This window comes from Rhizobium hidalgonense, from assembly GCF_005862185.2.
GTDB lineage: Bacteria > Pseudomonadota > Alphaproteobacteria > Rhizobiales > Rhizobiaceae > Rhizobium > Rhizobium hidalgonense.
Genome location: NZ_CP054027.1, coordinates 1,056,521 through 1,083,431 on the forward strand (window position 1 = coordinate 1,056,521; position 26,911 = coordinate 1,083,431).

Here is a 26,911-nt window from a genome sequence, read left to right on the forward strand (position 1 = left end):
ATTGCTATCGCCAGATAAACTTACGCCGCGTATCGACCCCTCCCGCGATACGGGAAACGAAGCTGACTTCATCGATTTCGACAAGCTCATCGCGATTGCCCGCCGACAGTGGCGGATGGTTGCGGCGTGCGCGTTTGCCTTCGCCATTCTCGGCGTTGTGTATGTCCTGACGTCGGTGCCTGTCTACACCGCCGACACAAGCGTGCTGATCGACCGCAGCGACAATCAGGTCATCAACCAGCTGGCGGCTTTCGGCCAGATGGACGATGACGAAGGAACTGTGCTCAGCCAGGTCGAGCTGTTGAAGTCCGACACGATCGCCTATGCTGTCGTCGACAAATTGAAACTGGTCGACGATCCGGTGTTCAACGCACAGCGGAATTCGTTGTTTTCAGTCGCAACGCTGAAGTCTTTATTCAATTTCAAATCATGGTTTGCCGACGACGCGGCGGTCGCCCCCGATATGGAAATGAGGCGGCGGTGGGCTGCGGAAACTGTGGCCGGCAATATCGATGTCGAACGTGTCGGAAAATCCTACGTTCTCGATGTCAGCTATACCTCGCAGTCACCCGACATGGCGCGTCAGATCGCCGCAGCCATTGCCGATGTCTATCTGGTCGACAAACTCAATTCGAAATATGAGGCGACACGCCGGGCCGGCGAATGGCTGCAGGAGCGTATCGAAGAACTCAGGCAGCAGGCGCTGGACACCGACCTTGCGGTTCAGAAATTCCGCAGCGAGCATGGGCTTGTAGAGGCCGGATCCGGTACGCTGATCAGCGAGCAGCAGCTTACCGAGATCAACACGCAATTGATCAATGCCCAGGCCGAGACTGCGAAGGCCGAGGCAAAATATGCGCGCGTCAAATCGATCATCGACGCCAAGCAGACCGATGCGATCGTCACCGATGTGCTCGACAGCTCCATTTCCAACGACCTGCGCAAGAAATATCTCGAGGCTTCCAAGCTTGAGACGGAAATCGAGGCGCGGCTCGGTCCCGATCACGTCCAGGCGGTTCGGCTGCGTGCGGAGATGGAAGAATATAAGAGACTCATGTTCGATGAGTTGAACCGCATCGCCGAGAGCTATCAGAGCGAGCTGCAGGTCGCGCAGTCACGGGAAAATTCTTTGCGTGACAGCGTCACAAAGGCGACTGGCATTGCCGCGACAGCCGGTGAAACGCAGGTGCAGGTTCGAGAACTCGAGCGCACGCGCGATACCTACAAGAATCTTTATCAGAGTTTCCTGACGCGTTACCAGGAAGCCATTCAGCAGCAGAGCTTCCCGATTACCGCTGCGCGCATCATCACGATGGCGGAGACGCCGACGAAGCCGAGTGCTCCGAAGAGAGCCCTTGTCGTCGCTTTTGCGATGTTCCTCGGATGTGCGGTCGGAAGCGGCATAGGTGCGTTCCGGGAATTCCGGGATCGGTTCTTCCGGACCGGTGATGACGTCAAGGAAGTGCTGGATGTCGAATCGCTTGGCGTCATGCCGCTGGTTGACGATAACGTCGATGATCCGACGCTCGTCGATCCCAGCAATCCTCGAAGCATCGCCAGGGGTAGCAAGACTACGACCTATGTCGAGGAGCACCCGCTCTCGGCCTTTGCCGAGACGCTTCGAAGCGCCAAGATTGCGATCGACCTCAGCGCGGCCGATCAGCGCTGCAAGGTCATCGGCGTGGTATCAAGCTTGCCCGGCGAGGGGAAGTCGACGACGTCAATCAATTTTGCCAAGCTCCTGGCAATGCAGGGGGCCCGCTGTCTGCTAATCGACGGCGACATGCGCAATCCCGGTGCCACCCGGGCGATCGGCCGCCATGCCGAGGCCGGCTTGCTCGAGGCGATCGTCGATGGCCGTCCACTCAAGGATCTAATCCTTCTCGATCCCAAAACAAAGCTTGCATTTCTGCCGACGGTTGCAAGGTATCGTGTCCCGCATTCGTCGGAGCTGCTTGCATCACGCGGCATGGACCAACTTCTTGAAATAGCGCGTCAAAGCTTCGATTACATTATCGTCGACCTGCCGCCCCTGGCGCCGGTCGTCGATGCGCGCGCCATCAACTCGAAGCTCGATGCGGTGGTTTTCGTTATCGAGTGGGGAAAGACATCGCGCAAGGTCGTGCAGTCGACGCTGCTGTCCGAGCCGGAGCTCTATGCGAAATGCGTCGGCGCCATATTGACCAAGGTCGATCCGTCGCAGATGAAGCTTTACCGGACATTCGGCTCCAGTGAGTATTATTATAAGCGTTACTCGCGATACTACACTGAAAGCTGATGCTTCGCGGTCCGTTCGTTTCGGTCACACGGATTGCTTTCCTTGTCGCCACCGCCGCCTTTGCGGCGCTGGCCGGCAGAGAGCTGTACGCTTCGATTAGAACCGCCAGTATTTCGATCGTCGCTGAACGGATCGAGCGCGGCGAGACCGTCAGCGATGATATTGCAGCCAAATACGCAGCGCGGACTATCGACATTGTCGATGGACATTATTGTCGCTCCGATATTGTCGCCGCCGGTGTGACACTTGTTCTGGCGCAACTCGATCGCCAGAACGTGAACGTCGAATATGACGCCTGGGCTGCCGCGGCATCGAGCGCCCGACACTATCTGCAACATGCGTTATCCTGCATGCCGACGAACAGCAACTTTTGGCTTCGTCTCGCCGCCGTCCAATCTGTAATTGCTGAAGAGCCGCTTTCAGTTGCGGAAATGATGACGCGGTCCGTCGCTCTTGCGCCCCACGACGAGGCGATAATTCTGACCCGATTTTACTTCTGGAACGATCTTACCAATGCAACGCTTGCAGCAGCAAAGACTGCGCTCGATAGCGATCTCCTGACGATGCTGAAACTTGGCGACCGTTGCAGGGTCAACGCCACCATCAAAGAAATCAGCCCCCAACTGCGCCCGATCTTCGATCGAACCTGGACAGAGCTTGGGGACGGAGCGACAGCGCGATTCCGGCAGCGCTGCAGCAAGTAATCGTCGGTAACTCTACGGAAAACAGCTGCGGAATCAGAACGGCCGTCAGCCACGGCTTGATGGGCAGCAGCGCCCGCCGCTTGAGCGGCGGGCGTCGTCAATTGATTAGATGAATGATCAGACGCTGGCGCCCGAAACAAAATCCGTGCCTGTTATATTGAGCGTCAGCACGCCGGCATCCGTGTGACCTTCGCCGTCGGAGATCTTGTAATATTGAATTGTTTCCGTGACGTGATCGCCCGGAGCGATATCTGCCGCCAGATCATAGGTGAATGAACCGTCCGCCTTGACGTGGAACGTGCCATAGGTGCCGGCGACGTCGGTCGTTGCGCTCGGGTTGCCGTTGACGTTCGTCCCGGCGAACTGACGAAGGAATAGATGACCATTGTCGCCGGCAATGTCATTGTCCAGAGCGTTGCCGCTGATGGCGCTGCCTTCGTTGAAGCTGTAGTGGTCGTCGACTGCGATTGGCTTCACCTGGGTGACACCCTGAATGTTCAGAGTGAACAGGCCAACGTCGGTATGGCCGCTACCGTCGGAGATCTTGTAGGAGACCTTCTCCTGAAGCAACTCACCGTTGGTGAAGTTGACCTTGGCAGCGTCGCTCAGAACATAGGTGTAGCTGCCGTCCGGCTTGACGAAGAAAGTGCCGTAGTCGCCCTGGATTTCGGTGACCTGGCTGTTGCCTTGCTTGGCGCCAACGCTCTGCTGATCGAAAGCCCGCAGGAATAGGTGGCCGTTGTCGGATGAATCGTTAGTAAGCAGATTTCCCGAAATGACGTCGGTTTCCAGAAATGTGGCAGTATCGTCGGTTGCGTGAATAGCCATTGTTGTCTCTCCATGAATTGATCTTCGCTGGCCAATTTTAACCTTAGCGACGTGTGGGATTAAGGATGTGTTAATACATCGAGTCAAGGCTAAGATTAACTGAGGATGAACATTAATCGTGCGATGTGTGCAATAATGGCACACATGCAACCGAGTTAAGGGGACGAAGCACTTGGAGCTTGGCGCACTAATAATAAGCGAATACGCGGGGATGCCGACAACTACGTTGATTTCTTCGAAAGGTAATAGATTTTATTCGGAGATGATCAATAGGAATACAGATATTCACCTCCATGAAGGTGAGAATGTCAAATAATCACATTGGGCTACCATTCTTCACTCGTAATTTTGGTGCGTTGCCCGGACTTCGCGACTGCACATCATCCCAGCTTCATCACTGTCATTTCCATCGCCGGATACGCCGCGGCAGAAACCTTCGCCGTTGTGGCGCCATGACCACAGCAATCCGCCGGATACATAAACGGCTGCTATTAAATTGAGGTTCTAGTAGAGATGTATTTCTTTCGTGTGATACAACTTTAACGCCATGAAGAATATGTCACCGACGAAGAAAATACGCCAGACGGTGAAGAATATCGACAGATAGAAAGAATTTTAGTGTTTCATTTTAGCTGCCGGAGAGGGGTCCACGCTTAGAAGATTTCCATTACCTTGGGGGAGATCAAAGCATGACCGTCTACTACGTGAATTCAGCGACAGGATCCGATCATAATAGCGGAACCACGGAGAACTCGGCTTTTGCGACGTTGTCTGCCGTCGAATCCCTGAGGCTGAACCCTGGCGACAGCGTGCTGCTTGCTGCCGGTAGCGTGTTCAATGAACAATTCGATTTGAAATACTCCGGAAGCGTCACGGCTCCGATCACCATTGGCAGCTACGGTCTTGGCGACGCCCCGGTCATTCACAGCAGCAACGACGGCATCCACGGTTCCAAGGCCTCGAATATCGTTATCGAGAATATCAAGATCGCTGATACTGGAGCGAACGCGATATATGCAGGGAACGTGTCGAACTGGGTCGTACGGAATGTCGAGGTAACGAATACGGGGCTTGCCGGAAAGCCCGGATCCGTCAGCTTCCAAAGCAGCCAAAACATCACCATCCAGAACAGCACGCTGACCGGTGTCCATTCCGACGGGATCTGGATGGAAAAGGTCAACGGCGTCACCCTGATCAACAACACCGTCACCAACAGCCAGGGAAGTGCCGCAGACGCAATTCAGCTCAACGACAGCAGCAACATTCTCGTCAAGGACAATCATCTGGAGCAAACGCAAACCAATAGCGCCAAAGGGGTTCTGGTGCTGGTCCGAGCTCATGATGCTCTGGTCGAGGGCAACACACTGGTCGGCGGCGGCTTCGGGTTGAGCGCTCAGGCGGGCACCAATATATCCATCCACGACAACGACATCTCGGGATATGGCGGCTACAGCTGGTCCTATGGCATCGGCCTTGGCGATCAGGGCGATGCCAAGAACTACGACATCAGCGGGAATTATATTCACGGCGGGGTGTATGGGGTTCTGGTCAGCGCCGCCGGCAATCCCGTCTATATCCGCGAGAATATCGATGTTCATGACAACGTCTTTGACGATCTGTCCTCCTCGGCGCTTAAGGTCGACCGGCCTGCATCGGGCTCCTTCTACGATAATATTATCGACAGCGATGTATCGACTCTGACGATGCCGCCCGCAATCGCCGCCCAAAACACGTTCTTTGTCGGCGACAACAAGACATTCGAGCAAGCGCAGGCCGAGCTCGACAGCGCCGGCACCACGGGTGGTGACACGTCACCGAGCCAGGAGCAGACGCCTGCGGCACCGGTTGTCGAGCACCCTGCGGAAATACCGCCGCAGCCCAGCACCCCAGTGCCGGTCACGGAAACGCCGACAGCGCCTACGCCGACAGTCGCCGCGCCGAAGATTGTCGCAGTCCATGACAGCCTGAAGATTTCCGCCGATACCGGTGGCGCGTATCATGGAAACCTTCTCGAAAACGACAGCGCCGCCAACGGAAGCGTGCTGCTCCGCCGCTTTGGCGACAGTGCCGTGGACAAACACGGACTGACGGTTACGGGGAAATACGGTGTCATCCATATCGAGAGCGATGGCGATTACACCTACACCGTGGACGCAGCGAAGCTCGCCGGCCTCAGCGGGAAGGTCAGCGAATCCTTCCAGTACAAAATTTCTGACGGCGCTTCGCACATCGATACGGATTCGCTGGGTGTTTACATCAATGTCGACGCATTCCATTCCAGCCAAGCCTCGCATCTGTTGGTGTGAAACACGCCAAGACGAGATAGCGTCGGTCGGCCACCTTCGTCCGGCTGACGTTTCTCGATTTCGATGCACGGTGATGAATTGCTGCCGGTTGTAGAAATCGGGCTAAAGGATGACAATATTCCCGCCGCCATAAGCAGAGCAACTAGATTGAATCTATAGTTAACGTCCTAGTAAACAGGGTGTCTATGCGCGCGATGCTGCCCGCGCTTTGATCCGTTATTGGGCGGTTCTTGGATTTTCACTTGCTTGGGCCGGTATATTTATCGTAGTGTCAAGTCAGGGTCCCTGAAGTCGCGCGCTAAAAATTTCCAATTTTCGGTCATCTTTCGGTGGGATTCTTATATTAGTTGTGAACTTGCAAGCGGAGATTCGGCACGGGTGCCGACATCCAGATGCGACTATGTCAATGATCGGGCTTGATGTGGCCTGTAACTGCAATGGGCGCTGGTGTATACCTGCGTGCGATGCGGTAAGAGAGGGATTACTTGGTGTTTCAGAGTTCAGCGGCGGACGTTAGCGAGCCATCCAAAGCCTTGCGAAAATGCAAGGGAGGTCTTGTCTTTATTGGCATAGCCAGCGCGCTCATCAATATTCTCTATCTCACAAGTTCATTCTTCATGCTTGAGGTGTATGACCGCGTCATCCCAAGCAAAAGCATACCGACGCTGGCAGCCCTCGCAATACTTGCGTTAACCCTTTACGCTTTTCAGGGCGCGTTCGAAGTTCTCAGAAGCAGAATGCTCGTGCGCGTCGCCGGTGCGCTCGACGAGATGGTAAATGGACGGGTGTTCCGGGCGCTCATCAAGGCGCCGTTGAAGGTCAAGATCGGCGGGGACGGGCTTCAGCCGTTGCGCGACTTCGACCAGATCAGGACCTTCCTGTCCGGCATGGGCCCGACGGCGATGTTCGATCTGCCCTGGCTTCCCTTCTATATCGTCATCTGCTTCATGTTTCATCCGGCGATCGGCTATATCGCGATCGGTGGATCGCTGGTTCTCGCCATCCTGACGTTCATGACCAACCAGGGAACGCGGACGCTCTCAAAACGGCAATCCGAAGCCGCCAATATGCGCAATGCCTTTGCGCAGAGCTCGATCCGCAACTCCGAGGTCATTCACGCCATGGGCATGGCCGGCACCATGGCTGAAATCTGGGACCGCAAGAATAGTGAATTCCGGCTCATCAACCGGCAGGCGTCGGATGTCGGGAACGGATATGCGACCTTGTCGAAGATTTTCCGTATTGCCCTGCAATCGGGAACGCTTGCGACCGGCGCGATCCTGGTCATTCAAGGGCAGGCCTCCTCGGGCATCATCATCGCGGGCTCCATTCTGACGTCGCGTGCTCTGGCGCCGGTGGAAGCCGCGATCGGGAATTGGCGCGGTTTCGTTTCCGCCCAGCAAAGCTGGGCGCGGCTTGCGAACCTGTTGAAAACCATTCCGGAAATTCCGGCACCGCTGGCGCTGGCGGCGCCTTCCAAGCAGGTGACGGTCGAAGGGCTGGCAAGCGGGCCGCCCGCGGGCCAGCGCCTGGTTGTTTCCGATGTCAGCTTCGGATTGAGAGCAGGAAGCGCCCTCGGGGTCATCGGTTACAGCGCCTCGGGCAAATCGTCGCTGGCGCGGGCGATGATGGGCATCTGGCCGACCGTCAGGGGATCCATCCGCCTCGATGGCGCAGCGCTCGATCAGTGGGATGGCGACGCGCTCGGCCGCCACATCGGTTATCTCCCGCAGGATGTGGAACTGTTTTCTGGAACCGTTGCGCAGAATATCTGTCGTTTCGCCAAGGAGATGTCGCCTGAGGCGGTGGTTGCCGCGGCGCGGGCGGCGCGTGTCCACGATCTCATTCTTCGTCTGCCGAACGGTTACGAAACCGAAATCGGCGAAGGGGGTGCCGCGCTTTCGGCCGGCCAGAGACAGCGTATCGCGCTTGCAAGAGCGCTTTACGGCGAACCCTTCCTCGTCGTGCTCGACGAACCGAACTCCAATCTCGATGAAGAAGGCGAGCGGGCGCTGAGTGCCGCGATCATGAGCGTGCGCGCACGCGGCGGCATCGTCGTCGTCATCGCACATAGGTCCGGCGTACTGGCGGTCTGCGACTTCGTGCTGATGATGCAGGACGGCCGGATGATCGCATTCGGTCCGAAGGAGGAAGTTCTGGCGCGGGTCAGCCGGCCGGAACCGGCGCGTACATCGATTGCCGAGCGCGTGGCGCAGCTAAAAGTCGTCGTCGACGGCAACGCGGCCGAATAGGCCGGAAGGAAGATTGTGAGCAAAGTCATCAGTGAATCGAAACGCTCCCTCAATCGTCATGTCGCCATTGTCGGCGCCTTGTCGATCGCACTCGTTTGCGGCATTGGCGGTTGGGCGGCAACGACGGAACTTTCGAGCGCCGTCATCGGCGAAGGCGTGGTCGTCGTCAATGGCGATGTCAAGAAGATCCAGCACCTGACCGGCGGCATCGTGTCGAAACTGCTGGTCTCCGAAAATGACCATGTGACGGCTGGGCAAGTCCTGATACAGCTCGATGGCACGACGACAAAAGCACAGCTCTCGATCGTTGAGAGCACACTCGCTCAGCTTTATGCGCGCCGGGCCCGGCTGAAAGCCGAACGGATCGACGCCGAGTCGTTTAATGTCACGGAAAACATCAGCGATCTGACATCCAGCACCGCGGCACGGGATCTGCTCGACGGCGAGACGAAGTTGTTCGACAGCCGCAGATCGGCGCTGGTCGGCATGAAAAGCCAGTTGGCGTCGCGCAAGGATCAGCTGGCCGAGCAGATCAAGGGCTTGGTCGTTCAGATCGACGCGACCCATGATTCGCTTGGGCTGATCGAACAGGAGCTCGAAGGCGTCGATACGCTCTACAAGAAGGGGCTGGTCACGCTTCAACGGCTGAATTCGCTGAAGCGCGCCCGCGCCGATCTCCAGGGCAATAGCGGCCAGGAAATTGCCGCAAAGGCGGAGGCCGAAGGCAAGGCAATCGAGATTGATCGCCAGACGATCCAGCTGGACGAGGATCGCCGTTCGGAGATCGCCAAGGAACTGACCGATGTTGAGGCGAAGATCGCCGAAAATGAAGAGCGCCGAGGCACCGCCCTCGATCAACTTCGCCGTCTCGACATTACTGCGCCGCTCAGTGGGCGCATTCACGAGCTTTCCATTCACACGGTGAACGGCGTCATAAATCCGGGTGAGACGCTGATGCTCGTCGTTCCCGAAAATGACGATCTTACGGTTCAAGCGAAAGTCTCCACTCGCGATATCGACCAGCTTCATGTCGGCCAGTCCGTCGATGTGCGTTTCAGCGCCTTCGATCAGCGCACGACGCCTGATGTGCGCGGCGAGATCACGTCGATCGCGCCCGATATCGTCAAGGATGAGCGGACGGGCATCAGCTATTATCCCGTTCGCGTCCAGCCCGAAGCTGCAAGCATCGCCAAGTTGAAGTCGATCAAGCTCTACCCCGGCATGCCGGCCGAAGTCTTCATCAAGATCGCCGACAGAAATGTTATCTCCTATCTGACGAAGCCGCTGACCGATCAGATGCAGCACGTATTTCGCGAGGAGTGATGGCGGCTCGGCCGCCGTCACTACCGGCATGAGCTCATCTTCATGAATTTGCCTCGAGCCTGCTGCAGCTTGGGTCAAGAACGGCATGGCTGCCCTTTCAACCGGATTTCCGAAGCGTGACCTATCGGTTCCGCCGAGATATGGTTGCTCTATGACAAGTTTGCGGCTTTGGCGAGCGGTGCCAATTGAGAGACGATCGGCCTATGGATGGCTTCTGCTTTTGGTGTGTCTGGTGATGTTCACAACCCCCAAAAGCGGCTATGCCGGGAATTCCCCGCCGTTGAAAATAGTCGCTTTCGGAACATCTTTGACGGCCCGGGGAGGGTGGCAGCCCGCTCTCGAGACAGGGCTTGCAGCCTGCCTGCAGAGGCCGGTGAAAATCGGGAGCGTTGCAAAGAGTGGCGAGACGTCGCTATGGGCTCTGACCCAGATTGATCGGGTCGTTGCCGAAGAGCCGGATATCGTTCTGATCGAACTTTATGCTAACGACGCAGCATTACAGCGCTTCGTGTCGCTTGCGCAAAGCCGAAAGGATATCGGCGACATCCTAGACCAGCTTCGGCAGCGCCTACCAAAATCGCGGATCATCGTCATGGCGATGAATCCGTTTTCGGGACTGCGCGGCCTGATCCGCCCCTTTGTCGGCAGCTACATCTCGGCCCATCAGGCGGAGGCAGAGAAACGGGGTCTGGAGTTTGTCGACCACCGGCCGAACTGGCAGCGTCTGACGCCGGGGGATCTGGCTGCGGCTATTCCGGATGGCGCCCATCCTCTGCCTGACATTGCATCCGACATCATCGTGCCGGAACTTGTCAAACATATTGCCGGCGGCAATTGCAAAGAATGAAGACCTCCGCTGCCGAGAGCGCGTTATCGCGCTCTCGGGTTCAGACTGTCGCGAGATAACCTTTAAGATAGTTGACCAGCGAAGCGCGTCCAAGCTCGGACGGGTCCTCGCGAGAGGGGCTGTCCAGATCGTCGAGAAGATAGTTTTTTAGATCCTCGTCGCTATGCGCGACATAGATGCCCGGCCGGCCGGCAAGCTGGCCTACCGTTGCGAGCTGATGATCGTTGCGATGCTCGCCGAGCGACGCCTGCCGGGGCACGAGAATGATCGGTTTTCCAAAACGTTTCGCAGTCAGCACAGTGCCAATCCCCGCATGAGAGACGATGACCGTCGCGTCGCGAAAGACGCTATCGAAGTCCGCAGGCTCGATATTCTTGATCCATTTCATATTCTGTGGCGTGTAGCTGCCCTTGCCGATCTGCGCCAGAACCGGCCTGGTCAAATCCTTTGCGAAGGTGTCGACGGCCTTGACGAGGCGATCGAACGGCAGCTGTGTTCCGACGGTGACAAGGATCAAAGCACAGCTCCTGCGTAGTGGGGACCATCAGGCCGCGACAAATGCTGCCATTGCGTCAGCCACAGTGTCGCGATGCGGCCAGCCAATTTTCCCGACAGGGACAGCTTCTCGACATTGGCGACGCTGTCGATCCAGATCGTCCGCTTGCCCGTCAATTTGCCGGCAAGCAGGCAAAAAAGCCCGGGTGCAGCACCTGTGGAAATGACGACGTCGGGCCTTTGCTTGATAACGATGGCGAAGGCGCTGAAAAAGCATCGGATCGACATGGTAATCGAGTCGCGGCTGCAATCGGGAAGGACCAGCCCGTCGCGAATATCATATTTGGCAAGCAAGCCGGGGATGGTCGTTGCAAAAACGATATCGCAGCCCTCGAAGGCGCCGCGCATCGCCATCAGCTGCTCCCAATGGCCGCCGCCTGACGAGGCAGCGAGAACCTTTAATTTTTTCTCAGTCATAGACAGGCATCTCCTATATTTGACCGACGGAAAGAGCGAAAAACCGTTTTGTTCGAACAGCGGTTGTGTCCCGAGCGTACCGTTGAACTGTACCATTCTTGGCAGGGTTGGTCGAAGCCTTGACGTTCATGCGGGGGCCAATCAAAAATGATGTTTTGGTTTGGAACATAAGATGCGTTAAAACTCGTCCGAAACAAGCTCCCGTAAACAATATTAGAGAGCGGCATTGGGCTTATATTCCTGGTATGCATGTCCGAGGATCCCATTGACCATGCCCGCGCCGCGCAGAACATGGGTGAGGGCTCGCATGCCCCAGTAGGGTGAAATCAGGATTGCCGGCAGCATCGCCAGTCCAAGTACGACTCTCGTGGCGCCATATGCCGCCCGGTAGACCCGGCGTTTGAGGTTGCCATGCAAAACCTCGCTGACTGCGAAGGTATTGCCAAGTCGGTACTGTCTTTGCAATACCCATTTCCAGGTCATCCGGTTCGCAGGAACGATGTCATAGACAAGTGCCTTGTCAGCCCAGAAAATCTGCATGCCGCGGCGAATGGCCTGATTGAAGAAAAGATAGTCCGTACCGCCGGTGAAGCGCATCTTCTCCTCAAAGCGAAGATTCCATGAGCGGATCAGCGGATAGTCGAACATGACGTTGTTCGAAGCCGCATAACCGATGCGCTGGCCGTCGATGTTCTTCTTGCGCTCGAATACCCGGGCCTTGATGAAATATTGCGGCGGATTTTCGGGATAGACTGGCTGGACGGGGCCATAGACGCAATCGGCGCGGTTTTTCTCGCGGGTCTCCAGCATAGCGTCCAGCCAGCCGTCGACCGGCCATTCGTCGTCGTCGAGAAAGCAGAAGAGGTCGGTGCCGGGAGGCGCCGAATCCAGCGCGCGGTTGCGCGCAAAGGGGATGCCCTGGTTTTGCTCGACGACATAGATCAGGTCGTAGGCGCCGGTTTGGCCAAAGCCCTCCACCGTTGCCTTTGCGCTGCCGGCCGCATCATTGTCCACGATCACCATGGTAAGATGATAGGGGCGGGCCGGGTGCCTGATCTGGCGCGTCATGACGTCAAGCAGCTTGGCGATCCCGTCCAGGCGCCGATAGGTCAGCACGCCGACGGCAATCTTCAATGGCGCATCAGCTGCCTGATCGGTGCCGAGGGATGCGTGCGGCAAAGTTTCCTGCTGGGTCATGACTGTCCCCTCCGCAGCATATTTCCCAAACGCTTGCGCGCCGCCATCAGGGCCACCTCGGTTGCGGCAGCATCGCCGAACGGACCACCGGCGACCGTGTTGCGCGCTTCGCTCCGGAGCTTCAGCAGCGATGTAGTCTCGGCGATGCCGCCGGCCACAAGGCTCTTGCCGAGCATCTGCAGCCCATCATAGCGGCGGGCCAGTTCCAGCCCTGTCGCGATCATGATCCGCGGGCGCAGCGTCTTTGCCCTGCTTGTGCCCGTATAGCGGTTCGACGCATGAATGCGCTGGAAGGTCAGCGGTGTTTCGACGATGGCGCCGCGGCCGAGAAAGGCTGCGGCAAATTTGATATAATTGTCGCTGAGGACGACATCTGCCGCGACGGTCATCGGCAATATCTGCGACAGCAGGCTGCGGCGAAAGCTCAGGCCCGATGTTGGGACCGGAAGCGAGGGAAAGCCTCCCTTGCGAAGCGTGTCCCGCTTGTCGAACAGCGTCACCTGCAATTCTGCAGAAGGCTGGTCGCTTTCCTCGGTCGTCACCCGGTCGAAACACCAGTCGATCTCGTTGCGATCGTAGATCTCGGCAATCCGTGCGAGTTTGCCCGGCAAAAACGCATCATCGGCGTCAAGGAGAAAGAGGATATCGCCGCTTGCCGCCGCAAAACCTGCATTGAAGCTCGAGGCTTGACCGCCGTTTTCCTTCAAGACAGCCAAAATCCGATCCCCGTAGGAGGCAAGAATCTCGCGGGAATCATCCGTCGATCCGTCGTCGACCACCACCACTTCGAAGTCGGGGTAGGCCTGCGACAGGACGCTATCGATGCATGGGCCGAGAAAGCGGCCATAATTGAAATTATTGATGAGCACCGAGAGTTTCAAATTACCGCCTCCTGGATCAATCGATCACCGCGCCAGCGTCTGCGGCGCATATCGGCGAATTCCCGCACGATAACCCCGCATGTAGTAATATTTCCAGATCGCCCAGAAACGCTTCTTGGACTGCGGCAGGAGATAAAGCGTGGCTGCCCGGAATGCCCATTGCGCGCTTTCGATCCAGGTCGGAAGCGGAACTCCGCTCAGCCGCACTCCTCCAGGCACCTCGTCGGGAAAGAGCGCCGGCATGCCATAGCCAAGACGCTCACCGCGTTTCTGCACCCAATCCTCGGTGACACTGGATGCAGGAATCCAGTGATGAACCACGGCTTCGGCGCATCGATAGGATTTGGCGCCATTTGCCGCCAGACGGATGATGATCTCCGCATCTTCCCCCATGGCAAATATCTTTCCCGGGAGAGGACCGATATCTTCCCGGTAGCGCACACTGGTTCCCAGCAGTTCCCGCCGGATGATCGTATTGGGGCCCCAGACCTTTGTCGGGTCACACGGCCCGCTTTGCGTTTCATCCACGATTGCAAAGGTGGATCCCATCGGAATCCACTCGATGAAGCGGCCTTTCGGCTGCTTTTCCCAATCGGGGACGATCCTGCCGCCGAAGACGCCATAGCCCGGATGGGCGACGGCGCAGTCGACGATGGCTCTCAGCCAGTTCGGTTCGGCCCGTATGTCGTCATCGGTAAAGACAACGAGATCTCCCTTCACCCGATCCAGAGCCAAATTCAGCGCCCCGGACTTTCCCGGCTTGCGCTGCTGCAGGATGGTGATGGGGAGCTTGTCGCTAAATGACGTCAAAAGATCGAACGTGTCGTCATTGCTGTTGTTGTCGACAGCAATCAGTTCCCATCGATCATGAGGAAGCTCCTGGCGCACCAAGGAATCCAAAGTATGGCGCAGCCGGCGGCTGGCGCCATTGTAGGAGGAAAAGAGTACGCTGACGAATAGATCCGACATCAGTGACCAACCCTCTTGGTGAAGTCGAAAGCGAAAAGCCTCATATTTTGAACTGCCTGTGCGATGTTTGAACGGGATCGGCGCCTTACGCGGGGTTCGACCGTGTTTTGCCGAAAAACTCGCGCCGGTGATTTTCGCCGAGAACCCTCAGCTTGCGAAGATTACGCAACCACCGCCGCGGTTTGGTGAGCACGCCGCGGTTCAGGAAATACTGCCGCAGCAGGCTCGGTGCCTGGCTGTGCGAGCCGCCATGGGCAACCCGATAGACTGCCCCGCGAAAGGGAAGTTTCGTCAGCGGCGCTCCACGTTGGGACAGGATGTTCGCAATGCGGACATGGCTGCCCAGCATCGACTTGATCCAGTCGAGCGAAGCATCCTCGAAGCGACCGGGGAGTTCGTAGAGATCGGCACGAATGATCAGCGAAGTGCCGCAGAGATGGCTGAAATCATCGTGGCCGAACAGGAAATTGCCGCCATCGTCCCAGATATAACCATGGTCGATCGTCCACCCGTTCGCGTCCCGATTTTCGGATGCGTGCTGCACGATGCGAGAGCTGACGAAGTCATCGTCGTCGACAATCATGAAAAAGCGACTATCGGCGGCGGTCAACATGCCGCTCAGGACGCGCCGGCCTTTGTCTGCCCGGAAGGCGTCGAGGAAGTCTTCCTTGCTGCCCTTGCCGAGTTCATGCAGGTCGTTCGGCGGAAAAGTCACCCGCACGGCGGAAAATTTTTCCGGCAAATCAGGCAGGTCGGCACCTTCGTTCGCCACGATAATCCCGCGCCAATCTCCATTGGTCTGATTGGAAATGGAGGCCACGGTTTGGGTGAGATTTGCCTTCAGCCTGCTCCAGTCGCGGGCATTGTCCTGATGTCGGACCGGGATAATGAAGGTGACAAGTGGCATCGAATAACCCCCTTAAGCCCGCAGGCTCATAGCTTCTTTGTTATCGATACGCCGTTGGGCCGCCTGGTGACGCGCCCACTCGATCCCGTCCTCGAGCGAGGTCGCCTTGTAGGAAAGATCCGTGCCGCCGGAGAAGGCATTCATGAAGCGGCGGATCTTTCCGTAGCTGTTGTCCAGCACGGCATGCGGACGGCCGAGCAGCACCGAGCAGATATGGACGTGCAGGCGGTCGGTCACGATTGCGCGGGCACGCGAGATTTGGCTGATGCCGCGTTCGAAGCGGTTGTGCGCGGCGGCGTCCAGCCTGCGCAAGGCAACTTCGCTTGGCTTCAATGCGAGATAGGCCGAAGCTACGCCCAGCTTCTTGGCGATATTCACCTTCCGTTTTGACTCCGTGATCCAGTCTTCCACAGGAATGTCGGAAGGGATATTGCGATCGGTGCCGCCAACCCGTTCCGCATCCTCGCGCAGCATGGCTAGGACGGGAATTTGCGTCGCCCTTTGCGGAAGCGCGCCGATGGCGAAAGCCATATCGGGGCATAGCCGGACCGTGCAGTCAAAATGTTTCTCGGAAAATTCCTTCGATTCTTCGTCGCGCACGAGCAGCACGAAATTCTTGTGGCGCCCGATTGCCCGTTTCGACTGCTCGATGCGCTCAGGCGAACTGTAGTGGATCGACTGCGGGAACTGGATGATCTGCCGATCCGGGAAACGCTCCATGATCGCCTCACGGAAATCCTGATGGGCAACCCAGATATCGCCGAAATTGCCGCCGCCGTGGATGAAGATCGGGCCTGTGGGAACTCGCCGTTTCAGCTCTTCCGCGGAAAAGTCGTATAGTCTGGAAACATAATCCGGGCGCTTGCCGAAACGATCCTGGAGATAGGCCATCTCACCCAGCCAGATCGCCGAGTCGCCACAATTGCGGATGTCGGGGAAGTCGAGAATGGCGAGCGGCTCGTCGCGCGAGACATAGTCCTTCAGGCAATCATGGATCATTCCATTGAGTTTTGCGATCAGCTCAGATCTGGATAGGCTGGTCATTTTGCCTCACTTGTTAATGTTCGTTTTTGCTTTAAGCCGACTTGGGAACGGCAATACGCTTGGCTTTTGACAGGAACTTGACGACGATACGCTGAACTTCGGTTTCGGGGCCATTTGGCTTCTTCATTGCGAGCCAAAGGACAAAGCTGGAACCGATATAGAGAATACCGCCGGTGACGACGAGGACGGCAAGGTGCAGGGCCAGCGCCGGCTTGTCGGTGGGGGTGTTCAAGACATGCGACAATCCCCAGACGCCGGCGGCCATCAGGGCGACGCTGGCAAGCGCGCGGAAATTTGCCGCGAGCTGCTGGAGGAACGGCAGATTGATCAGCCGCTTGACAAGAAGCATGTTGACGACGGTGGAAATCAGACCCGTCAACACCCGCGCGTAAACGACGCCCGGAAGCCCGGCCATCATCAGGCCGGCGATGATGATGGGAACGCGAACCACCAGCATCTGCGTGTCGCGGATGAACAGCATTTTGGTATGGCCCTTCGCCATGCCCAGCGGCTGGACGAGCGAACCGAGCGTCTGCAAGGCGAAGACCGATGCGAGTGCCTGGACGATGAAGATCGCAGGAGCCCACTTCTCTCCCAAGGCCAGCCGCATCATCGGATCAGCCACAACAGCCATGCCGATACCTGCCGGAAGCGCCACCGCAGCCAGAAGCGCCTGCGCGCGCTGATAGGCTGCGATGAGGCGGACCGGATCGTTGCGGACCTTGGAAAAACCCGGATAAATCGTCTGGTTCAACGGCGCCGTCGCCTCGCGCGTCGGCAGTGTCGAAAGCGTATTGCCGACGGTATAATGACCAAGCTGCGTGGCGCCGAGCATCTTGCCGATCAGCAGATACTCGATCCGCCAGTTCAACGTATTGACGATCTGTCCGGCCGTCAGCCAGACGGAGAAGGAAAACAGTTCCCGGGCATGGCGGAAGGTTATGCGCGGCCAGAATGGCAAGACGGTGTAGGACACGATGATATTGGTCACTTGATAGGCAAGCGTGCCGATAACGAGCGCCCAATAACTTTGATAGATGGCGGCAATTGCCACTGTCACGACAAAACCGACCAGCTTTTGCGAGACGTTCAGCACGAATTCCTGCCAGAAGATCAGATCGCGCTGGAGCATGACGCGCCGCGGATTGGCGAGACCGCTGAGAAGCAGGCTGAAACTCAGGGCAAGCATCACGCTGGTCAGCCGAGGTTCGTTATAAAATTCGGCGATCGGATAAGACGCGGCGGCAAACAGCAGCGCCAATATGGCGCTTCTTGTCACGCTCAATGTCCAAACCGCGCTGAAGTGGGTTTCGCTCGGAGACTCGTGGCGGATGAGCGCCTGATTGAGCGAAAGTTCGGTGACCGAACTCAAGATGACCTGGATCGTCGTCGCAATGGCGACGAGACCGAAATCCGCCGGTACGAGATACCAGGCCAGCACAAAGGTGCTGAGTGCCGAAAGCCCGTTGACGATGGCGCGAGACAGGCTCAGCCAGATGCTGCCCTGAATCAGTCGGTCGGTCACACTGCTCATGGGCGCACCGCTCCCGCCGTCTGGAACATCGACCATTCAAGCGGGCCGCATACCGATCCAAAATGCCTCTGCCCCTTGCCGGCGCAGAGAGGATTGATGGAGTTGGAAAGCATCATGCTTTGTTGCCTCATCGCGAAACCGATTGCGACCTTAAAGGGCGCTTGCCGTTTTCTTGGAAAAATCTTGCTTCAGCCGGTTCAGTTCGACCAGCATTCTCTCGTGTGCTCTTGCGATAGCCTCATCAGTGCTGAGCTGACCCGGCTTCTCCGCCACCCGCTGCAATGTCTTGACTGTCGATCCGAGGACGTAATTTCCGGTCAGCTGCCGGATCCGGCGGTGACGGAACGTTATGTTCTTCAACAGGGTGGTATTTTTCCGTACCAGCGACGCTCCGACTTCGACGAGGTTCGACGGGCCGATCGGGTCGAAATCAATCTCCAGATCGAGCGCACTCGCCCAGTCGTACCACTTGGCACGATTGCCCGGCGCGATCGGGCGGATCGCCCGCCATGGAACGCGCAACGCATCTGATATGATGCAGCCATGCATCGCCTCGGAGACGACCTTATGCGACGCGCTGATTTCGGTCAGAACCTTGTCCACCGACCAGCGCGGATCGATATAGTGGATGCCGGCGAGATCGCAGACCTTATCCCAACTGCCGTACATGGCGCTTTCGTAGTGCGGCATGAAGGAGACAGGATAGCGCTTCTCGATGCTTTTGGCATCCCAGCAGCTGCGCGTCAGGATGCCCGAATCGCCGATGGCGTAGCTCGGATCGATGCCGAGGACTTCGGCGGTCTTTTTTCCGCGCACGAAATAGAAGGTCCAGTTGCCGTCGACCTTCGGCGGGTTGGTATAGCCCCCATAACCTGAGCCGAAGACGATCTTCTGCATGTTCGGATCGAAATTGTCGTAGAGGATCGAACCGATGCCGAGAAAGAGCTGCCCTTCGTCCTCGTCGAAGAAGCCGGGCAGCAGGCGCTCCCAAAGCCAATGGTTCAGCTCGTCGCCAAAATTCTCGTGTTTCCCGCGGTAGGCAAACATCTTCATCGTGCTTCTCCAGTCGGCAAATGCGTGACGACCTGCGAGATCGCCTCATCCTCGCGTGCCATGCGTCCGTAACGTGAAATGATCTCGATGTTGCTGCGAATAACCTTTGCCGGATTGCCCGCCACAAGCGAGCGCGGCGGAACGCTTTTGGTCACCACCGAGCCGGAGCCGATGACGCATTCGTCGCCGATTTCAACGCCGGGCAGGATGATGCTGCGGGCGCCGATGAAGCAGCGTTTGCCGATTCTCGTGTGAAGGTAGAGCCCGCGCGTGAGATCATGCGTCAGGATCGCCGCCTCAAAGGCGACATAGGTTTCCGCGCCGATATGCAATCCCTTCGGGTTGGTCTTGTCGAACCGCACGCTGAGCGAAAAGCTGGCGGTCGGATCGATGTCCATTCCCCAGAACTTCGTATAATAGAGCCATTTGGCCGTCACAATTCCATTCCGCAGCGGCCGAAATACATTCAGTCCCCACTTCGGCTTTTTTCCCGTCTGCACCATCAAGTCCGACCCCGGCTGGAATATTCGTCTAGCACGGAACTGTAATAGTCCTCGAGCATCCCCGTCTGACGACGTAAGTCGAAGCGCTCGGCCACCAGAAGCGGTGCCCGCGCGCTGAAGGCTGTCCACAGGGCCCGGTCGTTGAGCAGTCTTCCGACCGCTTCCGCCATTCCTGCGACATCCCGCTCCTCCACGAGATAACCAGTTTTCCCCTCTTCGATCGCTTCGCCCACGCCTCCCGAGCGAAATGCGACGACCGGAGTCCCGACGGCTTCCGCCTCCAGATTGGCGAGGCCGAAAGCTTCGGCGTGACCGTTGTCGAGGGTCACGCTGCCATGGAGATAAAGCTCTGCACTGGCGAGCAGATCCCTTATCTCAGTCTGCGACAGATTTTCATGGATCGTGACGCTTGGCAAGGAACGACGCGCCAGTGCTTCGATTTCCTCTTTCAACGGACCCTGGCCGACCATGACGAATTCGACCGGCGTGCCGGCCGCTGCCACGCGGGACAACGCGTCGATCATGAATCGATGGCCCTTGTAGTCGACGAAGCGGGCAATTGAAACCACTAATCCCTTTTTTCGCGGACGGGGCTCCATTTTGAAGAGATCGAGATCGATGCCGATATGATGGCGAAAGACCCGGTCGGCGCGAAAACCGAGAGCCAGCAGCCGGTCACGGATGAAGTCGGAAACGGCAATATTCCAGCTGTTCCAGCCGGCCATTTCACTGCGGCCCTTGGCGAAGAAGCGCACCTGGTTGAAGCCGCCCGGCTTTTTCGGATCGCCGCCGTAGGTGGCGTCGAAGCCGTGGAAGGTCGTGACCAGCGGTTTGCCTGCGGCACGAGCTAAGGGGCCTATGACATAACCGTTTTTGCCGAAATGGGCGTGAACGAGATCGGCATTACCGATCGCGGGAAAGAGAAAGGGAAGGCCGATCTGCGGGATTTTCAGAAGCAGTTCACCGGCCCGCGCAACGGGAGACCGACGGATGTCATGAACCGGAACAGTGGATTTTTTGGTATGGGCGGAAGAAATTCGCGAACCGGCAAGAATTTCAGCTTCGAAGGAACGAAACGCCACCGCCTGATTGAGAACAAATGCCTGGCTGGCAGGCAAAAACTTTTCCACGTAAATAACGGCTTTTCTCATGAATCTGTCGACGTCTCCGTTGTCTTGCGCATCACATCGCCTCTATTGCCCGTCGGATGCCATCAACCGCACTTCTCGGCGCATTGTTTTCGTCGTAGAGATTAACGCGCTTGGTGCAGACCGCGCCGGGACCGGCGTCCTTCTCATCGTGCTCGCCGTATTTTTCCGACATGCCCCATACCGTCACGCCTTTCAAGTCGCCATGTTCGGCCGCCACGGTGATCACGTCGCTGAAAATATCGGCGTATGACGCCGGCGTGAAGCTTTTGTCGCGGTTCAAAAAGTGGCAGGAGGCATCGAGTTCGGTGATGAAAACGCCGACACCCATATCCTTCAGCGCCGCGCAGAAACGGCCCATTCCTTCCGGATCGATTCGGTCGAGGCCGGGGCGGAAATGCGACTGCAGCCCGACGGCGCCGATCGGCGTCTTCTTGGCGACGAGATCCTCGACGATCTTCAAGATGCGCGCGCGCTTCTGTTCGAACACGTCGGATTTTTTCTCCAGATGCGTTTCGTTGAGCACCAGCGTCGCCCCGGGATTGGCCTCGTGCGCCATGTCGAAGCTCATACGGATATAATCGTCGCCAAGAAGGCGTCGGAAAACACAATCCCGCATATCCGGCGCATCATATTCCAACGGCTCGTTCACCACATCCCAAGCGTCGATCGAGTTCTTATAGCGAGTGACAACCTGTTTAATATGACGGTTCATCGCCGCCTGAATTGTCTTTGCGTCGTCGATGTCCGAGACCCACTCCGGGACGCGATACCAGATCAGCGTATGGCCATAAACCCTCATGTTGTTTTTTCGCGCGAATGCAACCATAAGGTCGGCACTCTTGAAATTGAAAACACCCGGTCTCTTTTCTGTGGCATTCCATTTCAACTCGTTTCGCGGCGTTATCGAATTGACGTTGTCGGTGTAAATCCCGGAAGCGATTGGGTCGGTGATGTTCTGCAGGTCGATTGCCGATCCGAGTCGGAACGCCTTGCTGTCGGCAAGGGGGCGCAACCCGCTCGCCGGAGGCACCTGTGCCAGGACGTCGCCGGCATTGGCATACAACAGAGCAAGCGGAATCGAGGCGAGGAAACGTCTTCTATTCATTTTATCTCTCACTGTTGGCTTTTTTCATGTCCGCGGCGCAATTTTGAGGGGCTGGACTAGCCGGCAACGATCCATCGCGGGGTTCGCGTTCAATTCAATAAAGTAATGCAACCTCAAATATACTTTCGAACCAGGGGATATTGTCAGTATATGCTAGACTTTCCAGCTGTCCTCCAAGACACATACGGTTCTAGAGGGCGCTCGCGATGGAAGATCGGTTTAGCTATCTGATGAGCTGTTTTCATATGGCATTTCAAAATGCCGTTTTTTTATGGCGACTGTCCGAAACGATTTATCTCTGCTCGATGTCCGGCCGTTCACAGCCCTTGTCCTCGGCGTCGCCGGCGTCATTGTCATCCTGTTTGCAGCGCTGATCAGAGCCTCCTTGTGGTTGCATTGAGGCATCACGAGGGTGCAAGTTACATGGTGTGATAGCCGCCGCATAATCTCGGCAGCCCCTAGAGCATATCCGTTTTTTCGGAATCACGGATATGCTCTTTTTCTTCGTTTTCACGCAATTCGCAACGGCATACCGCTCCGCATTTTTGCTGAAATTGCTTTAATGCGGATGGTCCGGCTTTGTTGCCGGTCCCTCGGCATCGGCAGGCGTGGATGCCGGTGCCGAGCGTACGTCGTTCTCGGCCGTGGGCTCCGGCGATGGAAGCCATGTTCTGTCGGAAAAATAGCTTCTTGTTCTTTTCTGCGGTCCCGAGGTCGCATCCAGCGACAGCGTGAAATTATAGCGCCCGGGATTGAGCACTTCACGGGTGAAGTTGATACTGGCTCCGAAGCCGTCTTCCTTGATGTCTTTCAAATCCCTGATCGCGTTCAGCGTCTCATGGAAATCGAGCCATTGCGGTTGTCGCAACATGGTTTCGAAGATCCGCAGAATGCCGGGATCGAGCTGGCCGTTTTGATCTGTCTCGGGATTGATGATTTTCACCCGCATATTGTTGATCGCGCCAGCGGCGTCGCCGCGAACGATGACGAAGATGGAGCTCGGAAGCTGATCCTTCTCCCGCTTGCCGCCATGTTCGAAAAAGCATTCGAACGTATCGGCGTTAAAGCTCGCCGCCACCCAATCGCTGGTTGCGATGCCGGCATCGCGTAGCGCGGCACACATTGCCGGCCCGGATATTCGCCATGTGCGTAGGAAAGTCGCCGCGGTCTGTGCCAATGGCGGTTCGATGAGATGCAAGGGGAGCTTGAAGGCGGCAGGCGGCGTCGGGCGCGGAAGAGCTTTGGGGGGAGGCGGCCTAACATCAGCGGGAAAGAGCTCGAAGCCAAAATAATGGCTCACCGTCTTCAAGTGTTTCATATCGTTGGAAAGAAGCACCGTCCCCATGACCAGCGAGAGGGAGATCGTCAGCAGCAACCAGAAGACCACGGGAATCTTCGGTTTTCCCAATGGCTGTTTTGCATTTGCGGACGAATTCTCGGGCAAGCTTGTCTTCTCCGGTGCGAGAAGGGTTTCGATCGGGCTGTCTAAATCCAGCAGTATACATTTATCCGTTAAATATCTTTGGCTTCATGTCGGCAATTGGGCGCCTTTGTGCATCACCATCAGGATAGACGCGACAGATTCGGCGAAGGCGCATCACCGATTCGATCGCGAACGGTTTGCCCTGTCGCTCGTCGCTCTATGAAGCAGTTGCCGCTGGTTTTGTCTTTAATTGTAAAACTCCAGATTATATATTTTGCTTGTTACTTGAGGGATGATCACTTCATGCTGCTGAAACAAGTTCTGGTCGAAAACACCCTAAGCACGCTGCTTCTGGATACCGGCTTAGACAAGGCCCGTTTGATTATGTCGAAAGCATGCCGTTTTTGCCGAGTTTGCCGTGGCTCAAAAGGCCTCTTTAGAAGCAGGTGTCCCGCAGCCCTGATTTCGAGCAGCAGTACGCGCGACAGTGCGATGCGCATCCGCTCCAAGGGCATCCGCTGCAATAATCCACAGGTTGTTTTTACTATGCGCAGCGCCCAAAAAAATCCCTATGAAATATTTACTTTTAGTTGCATTTTTGCTTAAACTCTCCATTATACGGCTGGGCATGCTGATAAAGTGGGAGACTTATTCACATGAAGGCTAAATCCCCGAATTCGATCGACGTCTATGTTGGCAACCGCGTGAGGGTCCGGCGAAAGACGCTCGGGATGACCCAGCACGGTCTGGCCGAACTTCTGGGCATTACCTTCCAACAGATCCAGAAATACGAAAAAGGTGCAAACCGAATAGGTGCCAGCCGTCTTCAGCGCATATCCGAGATTCTTCGTGTGCCCATCGGTTTTTTCTTCGAGAACGGTGGTTCCGGACCGATCGAAGGCGAGACGAGCGAATTGAACAGGTTTTTGTCCTCGAAGGAGGGGCTGGCGCTCAACAAGGCATTCATCGCCATCGAGGATCCGAATATCAGGCAAAAACTGGTGGCACTGGCGAAAAGTCTGGCCGTCGCGGGGCTATCGGAAATCGACGGTGAGTTGCAGGATCCGGTTATTAACGGCTGAGGGCGCATCGTGCCGCCTGCAGACTTTCGGCGATCTGCCGTTGAACGAGACGAATGGCGACCGGTCCGCTCTTCGATCAAGGAGCTGTTGATGATAACCCATCGCTATGCCGGTGCGCCATGAATTCAGCCCTTATCAATTGGCTTAGCTTCTGCGGAGTGACGGCGACGGGTGAGGCGGCATTCTGACACACCGGGCCCACTATTCCGATAGGATCATATCGCCGGGGGAAACTCTTTCCCGTGTTGAACCTTTTTTGGAAAAGTTCGGCATCACCAGGGTTGCGCGACATACTGGATTGGACCACATCGGAATCCCTGTCTGGTGTGCCTATGCCCCGAATTCGCGGTCGATCGTCATTGCTCAGGGAAAGGGCGTGACCGATCTGGACGCCAAGGTATCCACGGTCATGGAGGCGCTTGAACGGGCGGTTGCCGGCGAACCCTTCGTCAAGCGCATCCATGGTTCCTCTTCCCGCCTCCAGACGACGGGCTACCAGGTCGACCGGTTGAACTGCCTGACCGCCGTCCATAAACCCGATCTCGGGCCGGATGACGAGACCGAATGGGTTGCCGGCATCAATCTCCTCACGGGCGGCGAGATCCACATTCCTTTCGAAACGGTGGTGCTCGACCGGACGCGTGACGCGCGATACTGGATGTCGTCGGATGGCCTGGCTTCGGGAAACAGCGCTGAGGAGGCAATCTTTCATGGCGTGCTGGAGCGTATCGAGCGTGACGCTCAGGTGCTGTGGCAGGTGAGCGGGGAAGCCGATCTCTATTTCGGCTGCGTCGATCCCCGCGGCTTTGAGGACGATGCCCTTAACGGGCTGGTCGACAAGATCGAAGCATCGGGATTGGCGCTCAGGCTGTTCGATATCACCAGCGACATCGCAGTCCCCTGTTTCACCGCCATGCTGGGTCCTGGGGAGCTGGTTTCGGGCTCCAGCCATCTTTACGCTGACAGGGGCATTCGCCTCGTCGAAGTGACGGGCGGCACCGGGGCGCATCCGTCTCCCGTCCGCGCCGCCATTCGGGCGGTGACGGAAGCCGTGCAATCCCGGCTGACCTATATCAGCGGCGCCAGGGACGATATTTCTCCTGCAACTTTCTCGAGATCCCTTCCGCCGCTGATGCGGCAAGCTTTCGATGCGGTTGCCGCACCGTCAGCCGCCCTCCGCCGTGAGGGGGCGCCAGGATATCGGCAACAGGATTTGACGCAGTTGCTGCAGCATGTGCTTGACGCTCTGCGCAACCGAGGGATCACTTCGGTGATCCGAGTTCTGCTCAGCAACGACACGCTTCCCTTCAGCGTCGTCAAGGTGGTTATCCCCGAGCTCGAAAATCCGGAGGGAGGGCGCGCTCGGCGATTTGGAACAAGGGCTCTGGCCAAGGCGATAGGATTTTGAAGATCGTTTTCGCAGGTCCCAGTCTTCCCGATGCGGCATCGCTTGCTGGCGAGGCGCTGCGCGTTCTGCCGCCCGCCATGCAGGGCGATGTCCTGGCTCAGGTGGAGCAGGGCGCCAATGTCATCGGCTTGATCGACGGCGGTTTTGAATATGCCGCACCGGTTCGACATAAGGAAATTCTCCATGCTCTCTCGCTCGGCGTGGCGGTTTTCGGGGCAGCAAGCATGGGCGCCTTGCGGGCGGCGGAATGTCATTCATTCGGGATGATCGGGATCGGCCGCATTTTCGAAGACTATCGCACCGGCCGGCTGGTCGACGATGCCGCCGTCGCACTCGTGCACGCGCCGACGGCACTCGGCAGCAAGCCGCTGACGATACCGCTCGTCAATGTCAGCGCCACCCTCGATTCGATGGAGGATGGCGGACTGCTGGCAGTTGGGCTGCGCCAGGAACTCGAAGATGCGGCAGATGCGACCTTTTTCAAGAAGCGGACGTGGCGGGCGATCGTCGAGCAATGTGCCGGTATCGCTGAGCCGGACCGTCCGCGACTGCTGGCGGCACTCCTTTCGAATTCCGTCGATCAAAAACGCATCGATGCCCTGGAATTGCTGAAAGCCGTGCAGGAAGCCCCCAACATCCGTTCGAAGGCCGATCTGCCCGGGAAACTGCACGCAACCGCGTTCCATACGCGTCCTGCATTGTAAAGCGAAGGCAGCAGTCTTCACCAAGGGTTGTGTCACGCTTTTTTCACGGGCTCGACCCCGTCTACGCGCGTATCATTCCTTCAATTCGTTGGAGAAATGGTCATGGACGTGACATCGATTGCCAAGATAAATGCAGACCAGGGGGCGCAGGACGGTCTGAACGAACTCATCGCGCTGGCGCGGATGATCGCCTATGCGCGGCAGGTCGCACAGGATGTCAAGCTGCCGTTCGCGACGAATTGCCTCGATCTGGCGCTCGAGGCGGTGAAGCAGGAACTGGGGGAGGGGTTGCCCAGGGAATTGGCAGAATTGCGTCCGCCGGTTCCGCAAGCGAGTGTGAGAAGCCATTAATGCATGGCGTCGGGTAGCGTAGAGCGTGGGGGACGACATGCATTAAAACAACGGCGCGTCGCTTGACGCGCCGTTGAATGTTCACCGTT

Annotated in this window: 26 protein-coding genes; 12 read left to right on the forward strand and 14 right to left on the reverse strand. The window is 57.3% G+C overall.

The annotated features are described in order from the left end of the window. Position 1 precedes the first annotated feature (1 nt). Together FFM81_RS04955 and FFM81_RS04960 are read left to right on the forward strand one after the other, a co-directional pair. The gene (locus tag FFM81_RS04955) at positions 2-2,278 is read left to right on the forward strand and encodes a polysaccharide biosynthesis tyrosine autokinase (protein WP_025416854.1); all 2,277 of its coding nucleotides are present in this window, start codon (positions 2-4) and stop codon (positions 2,276-2,278) included. Continuing rightward, positions 2,278-2,982 (forward strand): hypothetical protein, encoded by a 705-nt coding sequence (locus tag FFM81_RS04960; protein ID WP_003565839.1) that lies wholly within the window; start codon positions 2,278-2,280, stop codon positions 2,980-2,982. Before FFM81_RS04955 ends, FFM81_RS04960 begins: the two co-directional genes overlap by 1 nt. A 117-nt stretch (positions 2,983-3,099) precedes the next feature. On the opposite strand, the gene rapA2 is transcribed toward FFM81_RS04960, so the two are convergent. After that, a complete protein-coding gene (gene rapA2 / locus FFM81_RS04965; RefSeq protein ID WP_003565837.1) occupies positions 3,100-3,810 on the reverse strand; it encodes a calcium-binding lectin RapA2 in 711 nt (236 codons plus the stop codon). A gap of 689 nt (positions 3,811-4,499) precedes the next feature. On the opposite strand from rapA2, the gene FFM81_RS04970 reads away from it, so the two are divergent. The 4 genes from FFM81_RS04970 (at position 4,500) to FFM81_RS04985 (ending at position 10,538) form a co-directional block, all read left to right on the forward strand. Further along, positions 4,500-6,116 carry a right-handed parallel beta-helix repeat-containing protein gene (locus FFM81_RS04970; RefSeq protein WP_138384919.1) on the forward strand — a complete coding sequence of 539 codons (1,617 nt, stop codon included), beginning with the start codon at positions 4,500-4,502 and terminating at the stop codon, positions 6,114-6,116. A 488-nt stretch (positions 6,117-6,604) separates the two neighbouring features. Further along, on the forward strand, positions 6,605-8,368 hold the full coding sequence (locus FFM81_RS04975; RefSeq protein WP_003565832.1) for a type I secretion system permease/ATPase: 1,764 nt from the start codon (positions 6,605-6,607) through the stop codon (positions 8,366-8,368). Between the two features lie 15 nt (positions 8,369-8,383). Continuing rightward, the gene (locus FFM81_RS04980; protein WP_003565830.1) at positions 8,384-9,691 is read left to right on the forward strand and encodes an HlyD family type I secretion periplasmic adaptor subunit; all 1,308 of its coding nucleotides are present in this window, start codon (positions 8,384-8,386) and stop codon (positions 9,689-9,691) included. A 151-nt stretch (positions 9,692-9,842) separates the two neighbouring features. Continuing rightward, positions 9,843-10,538: an SGNH/GDSL hydrolase family protein gene (locus tag FFM81_RS04985; RefSeq protein ID WP_138384920.1), complete on the forward strand. Its 696-nt coding sequence runs from the start codon at positions 9,843-9,845 to the stop codon at positions 10,536-10,538. Positions 10,539-10,578: 40 nt separating this feature from the next. Here FFM81_RS04985 and FFM81_RS04990 read toward each other — a convergent pair whose 3' ends face one another. The 13 genes from FFM81_RS04990 to FFM81_RS05050 all read right to left on the reverse strand — a co-directional run bounded on the left by FFM81_RS04990 (position 10,579) and on the right by FFM81_RS05050 (position 23,298). Then, the gene (locus tag FFM81_RS04990) at positions 10,579-11,055 is read right to left on the reverse strand and encodes a glycosyltransferase (protein ID WP_025416851.1); all 477 of its coding nucleotides are present in this window, start codon (positions 11,053-11,055) and stop codon (positions 10,579-10,581) included. Then, positions 11,052-11,510, reverse strand: a complete 459-nt coding sequence (locus FFM81_RS04995) for a glycosyltransferase family protein (RefSeq protein ID WP_003565826.1) — start codon at positions 11,508-11,510, stop codon at positions 11,052-11,054. The genes FFM81_RS04990 and FFM81_RS04995 overlap by 4 nt, the downstream gene beginning before the upstream one ends. Before the next feature lie 213 nt (positions 11,511-11,723). After that, positions 11,724-12,707 carry a glycosyltransferase family A protein gene (locus FFM81_RS05000; protein ID WP_025416849.1) on the reverse strand — a complete coding sequence of 328 codons (984 nt, stop codon included), beginning with the start codon at positions 12,705-12,707 and terminating at the stop codon, positions 11,724-11,726. After that, a complete protein-coding gene (locus tag FFM81_RS05005; RefSeq protein WP_003565824.1) occupies positions 12,704-13,588 on the reverse strand; it encodes a glycosyltransferase family 2 protein in 885 nt (294 codons plus the stop codon). Before FFM81_RS05005 ends, FFM81_RS05000 begins: the two co-directional genes overlap by 4 nt. Positions 13,589-13,612: 24 nt before the next feature. Continuing rightward, the gene (locus FFM81_RS05010; protein WP_025416848.1) at positions 13,613-14,557 is read right to left on the reverse strand and encodes a glycosyltransferase family 2 protein; all 945 of its coding nucleotides are present in this window, start codon (positions 14,555-14,557) and stop codon (positions 13,613-13,615) included. 85 nt (positions 14,558-14,642) lie between these two features. Then, positions 14,643-15,464, reverse strand: a complete 822-nt coding sequence (locus tag FFM81_RS05015) for a hypothetical protein (protein WP_003565822.1) — start codon at positions 15,462-15,464, stop codon at positions 14,643-14,645. Between the two features lie 12 nt (positions 15,465-15,476). Further along, complete coding sequence (locus tag FFM81_RS05020) at positions 15,477-16,508, reverse strand: polysaccharide pyruvyl transferase family protein (RefSeq protein WP_003565821.1); 1,032 nt, start codon at positions 16,506-16,508, stop codon at positions 15,477-15,479. Between the two features lie 31 nt (positions 16,509-16,539). Continuing rightward, on the reverse strand, positions 16,540-18,042 hold the full coding sequence (locus FFM81_RS05025) for a lipopolysaccharide biosynthesis protein (protein ID WP_003565820.1): 1,503 nt from the start codon (positions 18,040-18,042) through the stop codon (positions 16,540-16,542). A gap of 150 nt (positions 18,043-18,192) precedes the next feature. Then, on the reverse strand, positions 18,193-19,095 hold the full coding sequence (gene pssM / locus FFM81_RS05030) for an exopolysaccharide glucosyl ketal-pyruvate-transferase (RefSeq protein ID WP_003565818.1): 903 nt from the start codon (positions 19,093-19,095) through the stop codon (positions 18,193-18,195). Then, entirely contained in the window at positions 19,092-19,598 is a 507-nt protein-coding gene (locus FFM81_RS05035; RefSeq protein ID WP_003565817.1) for an acyltransferase, read from the reverse strand. Before FFM81_RS05035 ends, pssM begins: the two co-directional genes overlap by 4 nt. After that, a complete protein-coding gene (locus FFM81_RS05040; protein ID WP_003565816.1) occupies positions 19,598-20,749 on the reverse strand; it encodes a glycosyltransferase in 1,152 nt (383 codons plus the stop codon). Before FFM81_RS05040 ends, FFM81_RS05035 begins: the two co-directional genes overlap by 1 nt. 31 nt (positions 20,750-20,780) lie before the next feature. Next, on the reverse strand, positions 20,781-21,854 hold the full coding sequence (locus tag FFM81_RS05045; RefSeq protein WP_003565815.1) for an endo-1,4-beta-xylanase: 1,074 nt from the start codon (positions 21,852-21,854) through the stop codon (positions 20,781-20,783). Between the two features lie 559 nt (positions 21,855-22,413). Next, entirely contained in the window at positions 22,414-23,298 is an 885-nt protein-coding gene (locus FFM81_RS05050; RefSeq protein ID WP_138384922.1) for a DUF6030 family protein, read from the reverse strand. Between FFM81_RS05050 and FFM81_RS05055 the strand changes: the two genes are divergently transcribed. The 6 genes from FFM81_RS05055 to FFM81_RS05080 all read left to right on the forward strand — a co-directional run bounded on the left by FFM81_RS05055 (position 23,198) and on the right by FFM81_RS05080 (position 26,822). Continuing rightward, positions 23,198-23,500, forward strand: coding sequence for a hypothetical protein (locus FFM81_RS05055; RefSeq protein WP_164895902.1), 303 nt, complete (start codon positions 23,198-23,200; stop codon positions 23,498-23,500). The two genes, FFM81_RS05050 and FFM81_RS05055, sit on opposite strands and share 101 nt — an antisense overlap. An 80-nt stretch (positions 23,501-23,580) precedes the next feature. Then, complete coding sequence (locus FFM81_RS05060) at positions 23,581-23,883, forward strand: hypothetical protein (RefSeq protein WP_003565811.1); 303 nt, start codon at positions 23,581-23,583, stop codon at positions 23,881-23,883. A gap of 50 nt (positions 23,884-23,933) precedes the next feature. After that, entirely contained in the window at positions 23,934-24,359 is a 426-nt protein-coding gene (locus FFM81_RS05065; protein ID WP_003565809.1) for a helix-turn-helix domain-containing protein, read from the forward strand. A gap of 217 nt (positions 24,360-24,576) precedes the next feature. Then, on the forward strand, positions 24,577-25,767 hold the full coding sequence (locus FFM81_RS05070; RefSeq protein WP_138384923.1) for a YcaO-like family protein: 1,191 nt from the start codon (positions 24,577-24,579) through the stop codon (positions 25,765-25,767). Continuing rightward, positions 25,764-26,471, forward strand: coding sequence for a TfuA-like protein (locus FFM81_RS05075; RefSeq protein ID WP_138384924.1), 708 nt, complete (start codon positions 25,764-25,766; stop codon positions 26,469-26,471). Before FFM81_RS05070 ends, FFM81_RS05075 begins: the two co-directional genes overlap by 4 nt. A gap of 102 nt (positions 26,472-26,573) precedes the next feature. Beyond that, entirely contained in the window at positions 26,574-26,822 is a 249-nt protein-coding gene (locus FFM81_RS05080; RefSeq protein WP_138384925.1) for a hypothetical protein, read from the forward strand. The last annotated feature ends 89 nt before the right edge of the window (positions 26,823-26,911 follow it).

Coding starts and splice junctions, on each gene's coding strand:
- FFM81_RS04960 (WP_003565839.1), top strand. CDS start 2,278: ATGCTTCGCGGTCCGTTCGTTTCGGTCACACGGATTGCTTTCCTTGTC.
- rapA2 (WP_003565837.1), bottom strand. CDS start 3,810: ATGGCTATTCACGCAACCGACGATACTGCCACATTTCTGGAAACCGAC.
- FFM81_RS04970 (WP_138384919.1), top strand. CDS start 4,500: ATGACCGTCTACTACGTGAATTCAGCGACAGGATCCGATCATAATAGC.
- FFM81_RS04985 (WP_138384920.1), top strand. CDS start 9,843: ATGACAAGTTTGCGGCTTTGGCGAGCGGTGCCAATTGAGAGACGATCG.
- FFM81_RS04995 (WP_003565826.1), bottom strand. CDS start 11,510: ATGACTGAGAAAAAATTAAAGGTTCTCGCTGCCTCGTCAGGCGGCGGC.
- FFM81_RS05000 (WP_025416849.1), bottom strand. CDS start 12,707: ATGACCCAGCAGGAAACTTTGCCGCACGCATCCCTCGGCACCGATCAG.
- FFM81_RS05010 (WP_025416848.1), bottom strand. CDS start 14,557: ATGTCGGATCTATTCGTCAGCGTACTCTTTTCCTCCTACAATGGCGCC.
- FFM81_RS05015 (WP_003565822.1), bottom strand. CDS start 15,464: ATGCCACTTGTCACCTTCATTATCCCGGTCCGACATCAGGACAATGCC.
- FFM81_RS05020 (WP_003565821.1), bottom strand. CDS start 16,508: ATGACCAGCCTATCCAGATCTGAGCTGATCGCAAAACTCAATGGAATG.
- FFM81_RS05025 (WP_003565820.1), bottom strand. CDS start 18,042: ATGAGCAGTGTGACCGACCGACTGATTCAGGGCAGCATCTGGCTGAGC.
- pssM (WP_003565818.1), bottom strand. CDS start 19,095: ATGAAGATGTTTGCCTACCGCGGGAAACACGAGAATTTTGGCGACGAG.
- FFM81_RS05035 (WP_003565817.1), bottom strand. CDS start 19,598: ATGGTGCAGACGGGAAAAAAGCCGAAGTGGGGACTGAATGTATTTCGG.
- FFM81_RS05040 (WP_003565816.1), bottom strand. CDS start 20,749: ATGAGAAAAGCCGTTATTTACGTGGAAAAGTTTTTGCCTGCCAGCCAG.
- FFM81_RS05045 (WP_003565815.1), bottom strand. CDS start 21,854: ATGAATAGAAGACGTTTCCTCGCCTCGATTCCGCTTGCTCTGTTGTAT.
- FFM81_RS05055 (WP_164895902.1), top strand. CDS start 23,198: ATGACCAGCGAGAGGGAGATCGTCAGCAGCAACCAGAAGACCACGGGA.
- FFM81_RS05060 (WP_003565811.1), top strand. CDS start 23,581: ATGCTGCTGAAACAAGTTCTGGTCGAAAACACCCTAAGCACGCTGCTT.
- FFM81_RS05065 (WP_003565809.1), top strand. CDS start 23,934: ATGAAGGCTAAATCCCCGAATTCGATCGACGTCTATGTTGGCAACCGC.
- FFM81_RS05080 (WP_138384925.1), top strand. CDS start 26,574: ATGGACGTGACATCGATTGCCAAGATAAATGCAGACCAGGGGGCGCAG.